The sequence below is a fragment of the Brevundimonas sp. Leaf363 genome, from assembly GCF_001424025.1.
Classification (GTDB): domain Bacteria; phylum Pseudomonadota; class Alphaproteobacteria; order Caulobacterales; family Caulobacteraceae; genus Brevundimonas.
On record NZ_LMPZ01000002.1, the window covers coordinates 875,921 to 889,036 of the forward strand.

The 13,116-nt window shown below is 66.9% G+C and carries 10 protein-coding genes; 8 read left to right on the forward strand and 2 right to left on the reverse strand.

The genetic code is table 11. The annotated features are described in order from the left end of the window. The first annotated feature begins 17 nt into the window (after nt 1-17). Nucleotides 18-2,495, forward strand: coding sequence for an ATP-binding protein (locus ASG17_RS07275; RefSeq protein WP_056101166.1), 2,478 nt, complete (start codon nt 18-20; stop codon nt 2,493-2,495). Between the two features lie 81 nt (nt 2,496-2,576). Further along, nucleotides 2,577-3,965 (forward strand): FkbM family methyltransferase, encoded by a 1,389-nt coding sequence (locus tag ASG17_RS07280; RefSeq protein ID WP_056101168.1) that lies wholly within the window; start codon nt 2,577-2,579, stop codon nt 3,963-3,965. On the opposite strand, the gene hemF is transcribed toward ASG17_RS07280, so the two are convergent. Further along, nucleotides 3,962-4,831, reverse strand: coding sequence for an oxygen-dependent coproporphyrinogen oxidase (gene hemF, locus ASG17_RS07285; protein WP_056103242.1), 870 nt, complete (start codon nt 4,829-4,831; stop codon nt 3,962-3,964). The two genes, ASG17_RS07280 and hemF, sit on opposite strands and share 4 nt — an antisense overlap. Before the next feature lie 155 nt (nt 4,832-4,986). Between hemF and ASG17_RS07290 the strand changes: the two genes are divergently transcribed. Beyond that, the gene (locus ASG17_RS07290) at nt 4,987-6,240 is read left to right on the forward strand and encodes a dipeptidase (protein ID WP_056101171.1); all 1,254 of its coding nucleotides are present in this window, start codon (nt 4,987-4,989) and stop codon (nt 6,238-6,240) included. Here ASG17_RS07290 and ASG17_RS07295 read toward each other — a convergent pair. Continuing rightward, on the reverse strand, nt 6,237-6,683 hold the full coding sequence (locus ASG17_RS07295) for a tRNA (cytidine(34)-2'-O)-methyltransferase (RefSeq protein WP_056101174.1): 447 nt from the start codon (nt 6,681-6,683) through the stop codon (nt 6,237-6,239). The genes ASG17_RS07290 and ASG17_RS07295 overlap by 4 nt on opposite strands. 194 nt (nt 6,684-6,877) lie before the next feature. Here ASG17_RS07295 and petA point away from each other — a divergent pair, with 194 nt between their 5' ends. From petA to ASG17_RS07320, 5 genes are all read left to right on the forward strand, one after another. After that, nucleotides 6,878-7,435 (forward strand): ubiquinol-cytochrome c reductase iron-sulfur subunit, encoded by a 558-nt coding sequence (petA, locus tag ASG17_RS07300; protein WP_056101176.1) that lies wholly within the window; start codon nt 6,878-6,880, stop codon nt 7,433-7,435. A 14-nt stretch (nt 7,436-7,449) separates the two neighbouring features. After that, on the forward strand, nt 7,450-8,778 hold the full coding sequence (locus tag ASG17_RS07305; RefSeq protein WP_056101177.1) for a cytochrome b/b6: 1,329 nt from the start codon (nt 7,450-7,452) through the stop codon (nt 8,776-8,778). Between the two features lie 5 nt (nt 8,779-8,783). Continuing rightward, nucleotides 8,784-9,662, forward strand: coding sequence for a cytochrome c1 (locus ASG17_RS07310; RefSeq protein ID WP_056101181.1), 879 nt, complete (start codon nt 8,784-8,786; stop codon nt 9,660-9,662). A gap of 132 nt (nt 9,663-9,794) precedes the next feature. Next, a complete protein-coding gene (locus ASG17_RS07315; protein WP_056101184.1) occupies nt 9,795-11,450 on the forward strand; it encodes a M28 family metallopeptidase in 1,656 nt (551 codons plus the stop codon). 4 nt (nt 11,451-11,454) lie between these two features. Further along, nucleotides 11,455-13,095, forward strand: a complete 1,641-nt coding sequence (locus ASG17_RS07320; protein ID WP_056101186.1) for a M28 family peptidase — start codon at nt 11,455-11,457, stop codon at nt 13,093-13,095. Nucleotides 13,096-13,116 lie beyond the last annotated feature (21 nt).

Genomic DNA, 13,116 nt, shown 5'->3' on the forward strand with positions numbered 1-13,116 from the left:
CTTTGGGGTGAGCGCGTTTGGTTCGGCTGATTTGTCTCGGCATCTGCCTTTGGTTCGGTCTGGCGGGGACGGCATTCGCGTCGGCCGCGACCTCGCTGCCCTTCGGTCAGCCGCAGGAAGCTCTGGCGCTTTCCGTCGAGCAGCGCGCGTCTGAAACGAGCTTCGCCGCCCTGGAAGCCTTTGGCGACGATGCGGAAAAGCGCGGCGACCGCGAAGGTCTGAACCGCCTGTACCACGTCACCTGGACCATCCAGAATCAAGGCGAGATCGATCGCGCCCGCGCCTGGAACACGCGTCTGGCCAATGCTGCGCGGGTGCAGCGGGACGCGCGCTATGAGGATATCGCGGCGATCAACGCGCTATCGATGCGCTACGACGGCGGCGACTCAAGCGTGGTCGGCGCCATCGACGTGTTCGCCCGCCGCGGGCGTGACTGGTTCGTGCGGGCCCATGCGGCGCGTGTGGAGGCCCTGGCCCTGATCGATCAGGGGCGGCTGGGCGAGGGCCTGAAGCTGCTGACCCAGGCCCAGGCGGACATCCCCGATCACGACCCTTACGCCGCGACGGCCCAGGCCGGGGTCTGGGAAATGGTCGGTATGGGCCTGAAGGACGTCGGCGACATCGACGGCGCCACCGACGCCTTCCGAAAGTTCGAGGTCGACTATTCCAACCCCGCCTATCCCCGCCCTGATTTCGACAGCCTGTACAATCTGACGAAAATGGCCGTCCGGGTGGGCGCGCTGAATGTCGCCCAGCGCATCTATGAGGCGCACCACAGGGCGGTCCAGCGCTCGGATCTCAGGAACCTGGCCATCTACGACGCCTCGCTCTGTGCGCTGGTGTCGGACGCGATGCAGACGCCGCAGCGCACGCTGAACTGCTTCGCCTCGTTTGGAGAAGACCTCGGGGACGCCGCCTATCTGGCGATGGACATCTTGCCGCTGCGCGCCGTGGCGCGCGCGCGACTGGGACAGACGGCGGCCGCTCGGCGCGACCTGGCCGCGCTGCAACGCCTCGAGGTCCAATCCGGTGTGAAGAACGACACCGGCGCGGTCGAGGCGGAAATTCTGTTCGCGGAAGGCAATCCCACGCGAGCGTTCCAGCTGCTGCGGCGCCACACGGCCGAGCGTCAACTCAGCGACGCGAAAGCGTTCAGCGCCGGCGTCCACCAGGTGACGGGCGATATGCAGCTGCAGCTGAAGGAGCGGCGGGTGCAGTTGGAGACCGTGCGATCGAACGGACGGCTGCAGGCGGGCCTGCTGGTGTTCGGCGTCATCTTCCTGATCTGCATGGTCGCGGTGATGATCTGGCAGCTGCGCCAAGGCAGGCGGTTGAAGCAGGCGCAGGCGCATGCAGAGGCCGCCAACCGCGCCAAGAGCGAGTTCCTGGCCAATATGAGCCACGAGATCCGCACGCCGCTGAACGGCGTCGTCTCCATGGCCGACACCCTGTCACGCCGCCCGCTGGACCCGGCCGAGCATGAGATGGTCGACCTGATCCGCTCGTCCGGCCACACGCTGGAACGGCTGCTGAGCGACATTCTTGATAGCGCCAAGATCGAGGCGGGCCAGGCCGAGCTGGAGACCGCGCCGTTCGACCTGCATCGCACGGTCAACGACGTCGCCCTGCTGTGGCGCGCCAAGGCCGAGGACAAGGGCGTGGCGCTGGATCTGCAGCTGGACGCAACGACCCCGGCCTGGGTCGACGGCGACGCGGTGCGCCTGCGCCAAATCCTGACCAATCTGGTCTCCAACGCCCTGAAATTCACCGAGAAGGGCGCTGTCACCTTGGCGGTCACGGCGCGCGCCGACGGCCGCATCGGCTTCGAGGTGCGCGACACCGGCGTGGGCTTCGACGCGGCCCAGAAGAGCCGCATCTTCCAGCGCTTCCAGCAGGCCGACGGCTCGATCACGCGCCGGTTCGGCGGCACGGGCCTTGGGTTGTCCATCTCGACGGCGCTGGTCGGGCTGATGGGCGGTACGCTGGACTGTGACAGCGAGCCGGGCGTGGGCTCGGTCTTCTTCTTCGACCTGGCGATGCAATCGGTAGAGGCGGTCGAGCCCGCCATCGCGGCGGCCAGCCATGAGATGGCCGAGCACGGCCTGCGTGTCCTGCTGGCCGACGATCACCCGGCCAACCGCAAGGTCATCGAGATCATGCTGGCGGCGACCGATATGGAGCTGACCGTGGTCGAGGACGGCGCACAGGCGGTGACGGCGTTCCAGTCCGGCGGCTTCGATCTGGTGCTGATGGACATGCAGATGCCCGTCATGGACGGCCTGACCGCGACGCGCACCATCCGCGCTTTCGAGGCCCAGCACGCCCTGGCCCGCACGCCACTGCTGATGCTGACCGCCAACGCCATGGCCGAACACGTCGAGGCGGGCCGTCAGGCCGGCGCCGACGGCCATCTGACCAAGCCCATCACCCTGGCGGCCCTGTTCGCCGCCATCGCCGAGGCGACCGCGCCGACGGTCATGGAAGAGGCGGCGTAGCCGAGAGCGCCATCGCTTGGTAGCTTGCGCAAAGCGCGCGGGAATCCTCGTGCGCCTCACCAGCAAGCGTGAACTCAAGCTATGGCAGAGCCTGTCACATTCTTTGGCTGTCAGTTGGAGGCCGGATGGGGCGGGCGTTCTGACAAAGCGGATCTGCTTGCAATCTTCGAGCATCTGAAGCCCAAGGCCTCGGCTCGTCCGATTATTAGGATCGGCGGCGATGGTGACGGCGCCTACCTGATCCCGGACGACCTCGAAGGTATCGTCGCTTGCTTCTCGCCTGGCGTCGCCAATACCAAGTCGTTTGAAGATACGATGGTCGATGACTACGGTATCCGCTGTCACATGTGTGATCTTTCCAGTGACGTGGAGCGTTTTCGTACTCCGCTGAAGGTTGGATCGCAGACGTTCGAAAAAAAGTGGCTGGACTTGGCGATCGACGAAAACTCGGTCACCTTAGAAGACTGGATTCGGCGTCATGAGCCCCATGGCGACCTCCTCCTGCAAATGGATATCGAAGGCGCCGAATACAGGAACGTCATCGCAGCAGACGACAGCGTTCTATCCAGATTCCGCATCATCATCATAGAGCTTCATGGTCTGGGGCGGATGCTCCGCGATGGGGCGATGCGGGCGATCTACAAGCCCTTCTTTGAGAAGCTCGATAAAAATTTCACGTCGGTTCACGTCCACCCGAACAACAATGGCGGCATATTCAGCATCCCCGAGACGGACGTGGAGATTCCCCATACCTTGGAGATCACCTACGTCCGGAAGGACCGTATCGATGTCGGTCGGTTCGAACCGATGTTGCCGCATCCGCTAGACGTCAATTTCAACGTCCGCCGATGCCCACCTCTGTTCCTAAGTGACAATTGGCTCTCAGGGGATCGACCGCCGGCTTCCCGCATGAAGATGCTGGAAGCAGAGCTATCTTATAAAGACTGGTTGCTCGAAGACCGCGAAAATGTGTCGCGTGAAACAGGCGCGATGATGCTGCGGGCAATCGAGACCGCTGGGCGGCTGGATACCCAGATGAGCCGCCACGAGGATATCGAAATTGCTCACGGCCGCCCTTACTTCGGCAAAACGGGGAGCGTCTCTGGGATCCTGGCCCCGGATCCGCGCTATTTCTTCCATTCGCGTGATGCGGTCGGCGAATACATTGGCATCGATCTGGGTGCGGAGAACCCGGTCAATAGGGTTCGCATAACAAACAGGCTGGACGGATACTTTGGCCGTGCCAAGTCGTTGTTCGTGGTAATATCGAACACCAGAAGCCCTGAAGACGGCCATGTGGTCGCTATCCCTGACATCGACGACTTCACACAGGGCAGGCTGAAGAGCCTCGACGTGGACACCGGTGGCTTGAGGGGGCGCTATGTCTTCGTGAAATCGACCGAGCGGACCATTCTGCATCTGGCGAATGTCGAGGTGTTCGCGCGCGTGAAAGCGGGTCCGGCCGCCTAAGGCCACTTCACCTCTGGCGGCATGCTGCTGAGGATCGATTCGACGTTGCCGCCGGTCTTCAGGCCAAAGGTGGTGCCGCGGTCGTAGAGCAGGTTGAACTCGACGTAGCGGCCGCGGCGGATCAGCTGTTCCTTGCGTTCCCCGGCGGTCCAGGGCTCGTTCATGCGACCGCGGACGATCTGGGGATAGACGTCGAGGAAGGCCTTTCCCACGTCCTGAGTGAAGGCGAAGTCGGCCGCCCAGTCGCCGGTATCGTGGTGGTCGTAGAATATGCCGCCCGTGCCGCGCGGCTCGTTTCGATGGGCAAGCCAGAAGTATTCGTCGCACCACTGTTTGTAGCGGTCGTAGCGGTCCCCGTGGGCGTCGCAGGTGGCCTTCATCGCGCCGTGGAAGGCGATGGTGTCGGGATGATCTTGCCGCCGGTCGGCGTCCAGCACCGGCGTCAGGTCGCCGCCGCCGCCAAACCAGCCCTGGGTGGTGGCGATGAAGCGGGTGTTGAAGTGCACCGCCGGCACGTGCGGGCTGCGCGGGTGGACGATCAGGCTGATGCCGGTGGCGAAGAAGCGCGGATCCTCGGCGGCGCCCGGCACGTTCCTGGCGTAGTCGGCGGGAAAGGTCCCGTGAACGGTCGAGCAGTGGACGCCGGCCTTTTCGAACAGCCGGCCGTGCAGCATGCCCATGACGCCGCCGCCGCCCTCGGGCCGGGACCAGGCGGTGCGCTCGAAGCGGCCGGGCTCGCCAGGGAAGAGGGCCGGATCGGCCGCGTCCTCCAGCGCCTCCAAGGCGACGTGAAGCTGGTCGCGCAGGCTTTCGAACCAGGCCTTCGCCTCGGCGCGGTGGTCTTCAATGGCGGTGGGGGCGGTCATCAGCGCTTGATACATGGCGGGCTCTCCAAGGGAAGGCCGCTGTGCGCCCGAATGGGGCAGGGGGCTTTGATCTGGATCAGAGGGCGAGGCGGATCGCCGCCTTGCGCGGGGTGGTGACACCGCAGAGGGTAGGCGGTCGTTGCAGGAGTTTTTCGATGGTGCGCACCGCCCTGGTGACATTGGCCGCTCTGGCGCTGGCCGGAGAGGCCGCTGCGCAGACCGCCTCCGAGGCGCGGGTGCGGCGCATCCTGGAGCGGACGCCGCTGATCGACGGGCACAACGATCTGCCGTGGGCGCTGCATGGCGAGTGGGGCAACGATCCCGTCGCGGTCGATCTGCGCCAAAATCAGGTCGCCAATCCCGTGCTGCTGCACACCGACATTCCGCGCCTGCGGGCCGGCGGTGTCGGAGCGCAGTTCTGGTCGGTCTATGTGCCGGCGGCGCTGACGCCCGTGCAGGCCGCCAAGCAGACCTTCGAGCAGATCGACACCGTCCGGCGCCTCGTAGCGGCCTACCCCGACACCTTCGAACTGGCCACGACGGCGGCCGATATCGAACGCGTCCACCGGGCGGGCCGGATCGCCAGCCTGATGGGAATGGAGGGCGGCTATTCGATCGACGATTCGCTGGGTTTGCTGCGCCAGTTCCATGCGGCGGGCGCGCGCTACATGACGCTGACGCATTCGAAGACGACGACCTGGGCGGACAGCGCAACCGACGCGCCCAGGTGGGACGGGCTCAATCCGTTCGGCGAGGCGGTGGTGCGCGAGATGAACCGGCTGGGGATGATGGTGGACCTCAGCCACGTCTCCGAAGCGACGATGATGGACGCCATGCGGGTGTCGGACGCGCCGGTGATCTTCTCCCACTCCTCGGCCCGGGCCGTGACGGGCCATGCGCGCAATGTGCCCGACAGCGTGCTGCGGATGATGCCGGAGGACGGCGGGGTGGTGATGGTCACCTTCGTGCCAGGCTTCATCAATGAGGACGTGCGGGCCTGGAACGCGGCCAAGGCTGCGGAGGAGGCGCGGCTGAAGACGCTGAACCCCGGCGACCCGGCGGCGGTCACGGGCGGGCTGGAGGCGTGGACGGCGGCCCATCCGGTCCCGCACGCGACGATCGCGGACATCGTGGCCCACATCCAGCATGTGCTGGACGTGGCGGGGATCGACCACGTCGGGCTGGGCGGCGACTTTGACGGCATCACCTCGACGCCCGACGGCGCCAGCGGGGTGGACGCCTACCCGGCCATCCTGGCGGCGCTGATGGAGGCGGGTTGGAACGAGGCGGACATCCGCAAGATCGCCGGCCAGAACGTGCTGCGGGTCATGCGGGCGGTGGAGGCGGTGGCCGAGGCCAAGCGGGATGAGCCGCCGGGGATGGCGACGAACGCGGCGATCGCGCCCTAAAACGCGTTCGTCTGCCGCAATCCCTCCCACAGAGCGATGCCGGCGCTGACCGACAGGTTCAGCGAGCGGGCGTCGGGGCGAATCGGGATGACGACGCGGGCGTCGGCGGCGGCGTGGACGTGGTCAGGCGCGCCGGAGGTCTCCTTGCCGAAGAGCAGGGTGTCGTCCGACTCGAATCGGAAATCCGCCAGCGATGTCGCGCCCTTGGTGGTGAACAGCACAAGCCGTCCGGCGTGGCGGCTGGCCTGGAACGCGTCCCAGTCCTGGTGCCGCGTCATATGCGCGAGCGGGCCGTAGTCGAGCGCGGCGCGCTTCATGGCGCGGTCGTCGAAGCGGAAGCCGACGGGCTCGATTACGTCCAGTCCGACGCCGAAGCAGGCCGACAGACGGATGCAGGCTCCGACATTCTGCGGGATGTCCGGTTGAAAAAGGGCGAGGCGCATTCTAAGGCCCTCATACGCGCGGCCAGGGGGTCTGTCGCGGTCTGAATTGCGAGCGTTTCGCAAGAAGCGTCAGCAGGTTGCGGCCAAAGGCCGGGATTTCGGACCGAGGGCTTTCCCAAGGGCTTCGCGCCCAGTTTTGTGCCGACTTTCGGACGCCGCTTCCCCGGCGCCCTGCGGCCTTCGAGAGGTGAAACGTGACCGAATCGGTCGTGCATGCCGAAGACCCGCACGGGCCTGAGGGCGGCGATCCCAATCGCCGGGACTTCATCCACATCGCGGCGGGCGCCGCGGCGGTCGGCGCCGGCGTGATGATCGCCTGGCCGCTGATCAACCAGATGAACCCGGCCGCCGACACCCTGGCGCTGGCGTCCATCGAGTTCGACATGGCCAAGGTCCAGGAAGGCCAGCAGGTCGTCATCAAGTGGCAGGGCAAGCCGGTGTTCGTGCGCTATCGCACCCCGGCCGAGCTGACCCGGGTCAAGGCGGACGATCACGCCGCCGGCCTGAAGGAGCCGCAGACGGACGCCGAGCGCACCAAGCCGGGCCACGAGAAATACCTGGTGGTGCTGGGCAACTGTACGCACCTGGGCTGCATCCCGACCTTCGGCGCCGGTGATTACGGCGGCTGGTTCTGCCCGTGCCACGGCTCGCACTACGACGCGTCGGGCCGGATCCGTAAGGGGCCGGCGCCCAAGAACCTGATCGTTCCGGAATACGCATTCCTGACCGACGCCCGCATCAAGATCGGCTGAGGACGAACCGAGATATGAGCGAGCACGAAAGCACCTACGTCCCCAAGACCGGCATCGAGAAGTGGCTGGACAGCCGCCTTCCGATCATCCGGTTCGGCGCCGACTACATGTCGCTGCCGACGCCGCGGAACCTGAACTACTGGTGGACCTTCGGCGGCATCCTGGCCCTTTGCCTGATGACGCAGATCGCCACCGGCATCGTTCTGGCGATGCACTACACGCCCAACACGGCGATGGCCTTCGAGTCGGTCGAGCGCATCATGCGTGACGTTAACGGCGGCTGGCTGATCCGTTACGTGCACGCCAACGGCGCGTCGATGTTCTTCATCGCCGTCTACCTGCACATGCTGCGGGGCCTGTACTACGGGTCCTACAAGGCGCCGCGCGAGATGATCTGGATCATCGGCTGCCTGATCTTCTTCCTGATGATCGCGACGGCCTTCCTCGGCTACGTCCTTCCGTGGGGCCAGATGTCCTACTGGGGCGCCGAGGTCATCACCAACCTGATCGGGGCCATCCCGGGCATCGGCGAGCCGATCCTGATCTGGCTGCGCGGCGGTCCGGCGATCGACAACGCGACGCTGAACCGGTTCTTCTCGCTGCACTATCTGCTGCCCTTCGTGATCCTCGGCTGCGTGGTGCTGCACCTGTGGGCGCTGCACTCGGCGGGCCAGAACAACCCCGTCGGCATCCTGATCCCCAAGGATCGGGAGAAGAAGGATCTGCTGCCCTTCCACCCGTATTTCACGGTCAAGGACGGCTTCGCGATCATCCTGTTCCTGATGCTGTTCGCCCTGTTCGTCTTCTTCATGCCGAACGCCCTGGGTCACGCCGACAACTACATCCCGGCCAACCCGCTGCAGACGCCGGCGCACATCGTGCCCGAGTGGTACATGCTGCCCTTCTACGCGATCCTGCGGGCGGTCCCCGACAAGTTCGGTGGCGTGGTCGCCATGTTCGGCGCCATCGGCGTGCTGTTCGTCCTGCCTTGGCTGGACACGTCGCGGGTGCGCTCGATGCGCTATCGCCCGACCATGAAGGTCTTCTTCCTGATCTTCCTGGTGGTGGGCGTCGGTCTGGGCTGGTGCGGCGGGCAACTGCCTGACGCGCAGGTCATCCCGGGCATGCCCAGCTTCAACGTCTTCGACGGCCAGCTGAACAGCTATCTGTGGCTGACGCGCCTGTTCACCGCCTACTATTTCGCCTTCTTCTTCATCATCATGCCGGTGGTGGGTCTGAAGGAGACGCCGTTGCCGATCCCGGCGACGATCGCCGAACCGGTGCTGACGGGCGCACACGCTCACGACGCCGCCGTCTACGCCTCGCCCGAGAAGAAGGGCTGAGACGCATGACCCTGACCTGGAAAGCTCCCGTGGCCGTCAAGACCCTCGTCGCCGCCATCGCCTCGCTCGGCCTGATCGCCTCGGCCGCTCCGGCCCTGGCGGCCGGCGGCGCGCATGAACTGAAGTCGGGCGGTTTCTCGTTCGAGGGGCCGTTCGGCGCCTTCGATCAGGGCCAGCTGCAGCGCGGCTACAAGGTCTACCGCGAGGTCTGCGCCTCGTGCCACTCCATGAACCTGATGCACTTCAGGAACCTGGGGGACGCGACGGGCCCGTTCTACGATTCGCACTATCCGAACCCGAACGAGAACCCGGTGATCAAGGCGCTGGCCGCCGAGATCCAGGTGCCGGACATCGACAGCGAGACCGGCGAGCCGATGCAGCGCAACGCCACGACCGCCGACAAATTCCCGTCGCCGTATCCCAACGCCACGGCCGCCGCCGCGGCCAACGGCGGCGCGGCGCCGCCGGACCTGTCGGTCATGGCCAAGGCTCGCCATGGCGGGGCCGACTACATCTACTCGCTGCTGACGGGCTATCACACGCCGCCGGCCGGCCTGCAGATCCATGCCGGCCAGAACTACAACGCCTATATGGCGGGCGACCTGACGCCGTTCTGGAGCGGTGACAAGGCTCACGTTCCGCCCGGCGGCTTCATCGCCATGCCGCCGCCGCTGCGCCAGGCCGGCCAGGTCACCTATGACGATGGCACCAACGCCAGCGTCGATCAGATGGCCAAGGACGTCGCCGCCTTCATCGCCTGGTCCTCGGACCCGCACGCCACGGCGCGCAAACAGGCCGGCGTCGGCGTGATGATCTTCCTGCTGCTGTTCGCGGGCCTGACCTACGCCAGCTACCGTCGGATCTGGAAGGGCATTGCCCACTAAGGGCGGCGCCTTCCGACAAAGCTTCAAGCCCGCCGCGATCGTCGCGGCGGGCTTTTTGCTGGCCGAGGCGCCGCATCGACATGGGGCGGCCGGGCGCCTAGGGTCCGGCCTTCGCTTCAGTTCGGGTATGCCATGCGTCTGATCTCCTCGCTCGCCGTCCTTGCCGCCGTCGCCTTGAGCGCCTGCGCCACGACCTCGGGGGGCGACGCGGCCACGCCCGTCTTCGACGCCGCGCGGCTGTCCGAGCATATTCGCGTCCTGTCGGATGACGGCTTCGAGGGTCGGGGCATCGCCACGCCGGCCGAGGCCAAGGTGATCGAATATCTGTCGGCCCAGTATGCGGCGGCCGGCTTCCAGCCCGGCGGCACGGACGGCGGCTGGACACAGGCGGTGACGCTGAACCGCTTCGCGGCGTCCAACATCCACGCGTCGCTGGGCCTGGGCGACTGGAGCCTGCCGATGACGCAGGGCCGCGAGGTCGCCATCTCGACCCGCCGCCCGGCCGAGCACGTCAGCCTGAAGGACGCGCCGCTGGTCTTCGTCGGCTACGGCGTCAAGGCGCCCGAGCGTCACTGGGACGACTTCAAGGGTCAGGACCTGCGCGGCAAGATTCTGGTGGTGCTGATCAACGACGCGGACTTCGAAGACCCGTCGCTGGACACCTTTGGCGGCCGGGCCATGACCTACTACGGCCGATGGACCTACAAGTATGAAGAGGCGGCGCGGCAGGGTGCGGCGGGGGTGCTGATCGTCCATGAGACGGCGCCGGCGTCGTACGGCTGGACCACGGTCGCCAACTCCTGGGGCGGGCCGCAGTTCGACATCGTGCGCGCCGACGCGGCAAGCGAGCGCGTGCCGGTCGAGGCGTGGATCCAGCGCGACGTGGCGGTGGACCTGTTCCACCGCGCGGGGCTCGATTTCGAGGCGTTGAAGGTTCAGGCGCGCAGCCGCGACTTCCAGCCTGTGGCCCTTCCGGGCGCGTCGTTCAGCACCGAGTTCGACGTGGCGACCACGGCGTCGACCACCCACAACGTCATCGCGCGCCTTCCGGGCGCGGTCCATCCGGACGAGACCATCCTCTACACGGGCCACTGGGACCACATCGGCACGGGCGAGCCGGACGCGACCGGCGACCGCATCTTCAACGGCGCCGTCGACAACGCGTCGGGCCAGGCCGGCCTGATCGAGCTGGCCCGTGCCTTCGGCCGCGGCCCGCGTCCGGCACGCTCGATCGTCATGATCAGCTTCACCGCCGAGGAAAGCGGGCTGCTGGGCTCGGAGTTCTACGCCGCCAATCCGGTCTATCCGCTGGAGACGACGGTCGCCGGCTTCAACATCGACTCGATGAATGTCGCCGGGCGCATGAGCAAGGTCGGCATCGTCGGCGCGGGCCAGTCCGATCTGGACGCCCTGGTTACAGCCGCTGCGGCGGCCCAGGGTCGTGAGGCCGAAGGCGAGGCCAACCCGGCGGGCGGCTCATACTATCGTTCGGACCACTTCCCCCTGGCCAAGCGCGGCGTGCCGATGGCCTATCTCAAGCCGGCCGGCGATTTTCTGGACGAGCCGATCGCGGAGCGCGCGGCCATGGTCGCCGAGTACAGCCGTAGCCGTTACCACCAGGCGGCGGACGAGTGGTCGCCCGATTGGGACTACACCGGCATGATCCAGGACCTGTCGCTGATCTATGGCGTCGGCCGCGACCTGGCGAACAGCCGCGACTGGCCGGGCTGGCGCACAGGTTCAGAGTTCGGCCCGGTGCGGGCGCGCACAGCCTCGGCGCGCGACTGAGCCGATGACGCGCTCGACCTCGCTGCGGGGCGCCTTGGTCGCTCTGGCGCTGGCGGTGCAGGCCTGCGCCTCGGTTCCGGGGACGCCTGACGCGTCAGCGGATCGTGCGGCGGCGGAGATATCGGCGCAGCGTCTTTCGGACCACATCCGCTATCTGGCGGATGATCGGCTGGAGGGCCGCTATCCGGGCAAGGTGGGCGAAACGCTGACCCTGGCCTATCTGCAGGCGCAGTACGAAGCGATGGGATACGAGCCCGGCGGGCCGGACGGTCAGTGGCTTCAGCCGGTCGAGCTGAGCATCATGCGACCGTTGCGGGCGCCGGACATCGCCTGGAGCGGCGCGGACGGAGCGGAGCACGCGCTGGACCCGGTGACGCAGATGACCCTGCGCCCCCCGGCGGAGCATCCGCTCGTGCAGATCGCCGCGGCGCCCGTCGTGTTTGCCGGGTTCGGCATCAGCGCGCCGCAGCGCGGATGGGACGACTATGGCGACCTCGACGTGCGGGGCGCCATGGTCGCGGTGCTGGAGGGCGAGCCGGCATCGTTCGGCTCCGACCCGGACTTCTACGGATCAAGCCGGCACAAGTACCTGGAGGCGGCGCGGCGTGGCGCGGCCGGCGTGATGTTCGTCGCGCCGTCCGCATCGACCCTGCGCTACTACCTCAGACAAGGCGCGACCGAACGAGACACGATCGTCGGCAACGAGGAGGGTCTGCTGACCGGATGGATCGGCACAGCCTTGCTGAACGACTGGCTGGCCGAATCGGAGCGGACCTTCGCGCAGCTTGAAGCCGAGGCGCGGGGCGGCGGTTTCAGGGCGACGCCGGTGAGCGCGATGTTGCGGATCGATCTGGCGGAACAGGCGACGCCCGTCGTCTCCCACAACCTGCTGGCCCGGCTGCCGGGGACGACGCGGCCCGACGAGACGGTGATCTATTCGGCGCACTGGGATCATGTGGGAACGGCGACCACGCCCGACGCCCAGGGCGACGTGATCTACAACGGCGCGTGGGACAACGCCTCGGGCACGGCAGGCCTTCTGGAGATCGCCCGCGCCTTCAAGGCCGGCCCGACCCCGGACCGAACGGTCGTGTTCCTTCATGTCACGGCCGAAGAGATGGGGTTGCTTGGCTCGGCCTGGTACGTTCGTCACCCGGTCTATCCGCTGGCGACGACGGCGGCGGACATCAATATCGACATGCTGCCGTTCAGCCCGCAGACGCGAGATGTCGCGCTTTTCGGGGTCGGCAAGTCGACGCTGGAGGACGCCCTGGCGAGCCTGGCGGCTGAGCAGGATCGCGTGGTGACAGGCGAGGGCTATCCGCAGGAAGGGTTTTACTATCGCTCCGACCACTTCAACTTCGCCGTCGCGGGCGTGCCGGCGATCATGCCGTGGACCGGGCGCGATCTGCGCGTGGGCGGGATGGCGGCGGGCGCGGCCCTCTACGAAGGCCTGATGGCGGCTTACTATCACCGGCGCTCGGACGAGTGGCGGGCGGACTACGACTTCACGGCCGCCCTGCAGAACCTTCAGCTTTTCTACCGGTTGGGGCTGGGCGTGGCCGACAGCGCGGAATGGCCGCAGTGGCGCACGACGGTGGAGTTCGGCGACGTTCGCCCCAGGACCGCAGCGGCCCGGCGCTGAACCGTCGGGCGCCTTCGCGCA

Bases quoted from the DNA above. Each gene is read 5' to 3' on its own strand.
- ASG17_RS07280 (WP_056101168.1), top strand. From the start codon at position 2,577: ATGGCAGAGCCTGTCACATTCTTTGGCTGTCAGTTGGAGGCCGGATGG.
- hemF (WP_056103242.1), bottom strand. From the start codon at position 4,831: ATGACCGCCCCCACCGCCATTGAAGACCACCGCGCCGAGGCGAAGGCC.
- ASG17_RS07290 (WP_056101171.1), top strand. From the start codon at position 4,987: ATGGTGCGCACCGCCCTGGTGACATTGGCCGCTCTGGCGCTGGCCGGA.
- ASG17_RS07295 (WP_056101174.1), bottom strand. From the start codon at position 6,683: ATGCGCCTCGCCCTTTTTCAACCGGACATCCCGCAGAATGTCGGAGCC.
- ASG17_RS07305 (WP_056101177.1), top strand. From the start codon at position 7,450: ATGAGCGAGCACGAAAGCACCTACGTCCCCAAGACCGGCATCGAGAAG.
- ASG17_RS07310 (WP_056101181.1), top strand. From the start codon at position 8,784: ATGACCCTGACCTGGAAAGCTCCCGTGGCCGTCAAGACCCTCGTCGCC.
- ASG17_RS07315 (WP_056101184.1), top strand. From the start codon at position 9,795: ATGCGTCTGATCTCCTCGCTCGCCGTCCTTGCCGCCGTCGCCTTGAGC.
- ASG17_RS07320 (WP_056101186.1), top strand. From the start codon at position 11,455: ATGACGCGCTCGACCTCGCTGCGGGGCGCCTTGGTCGCTCTGGCGCTG.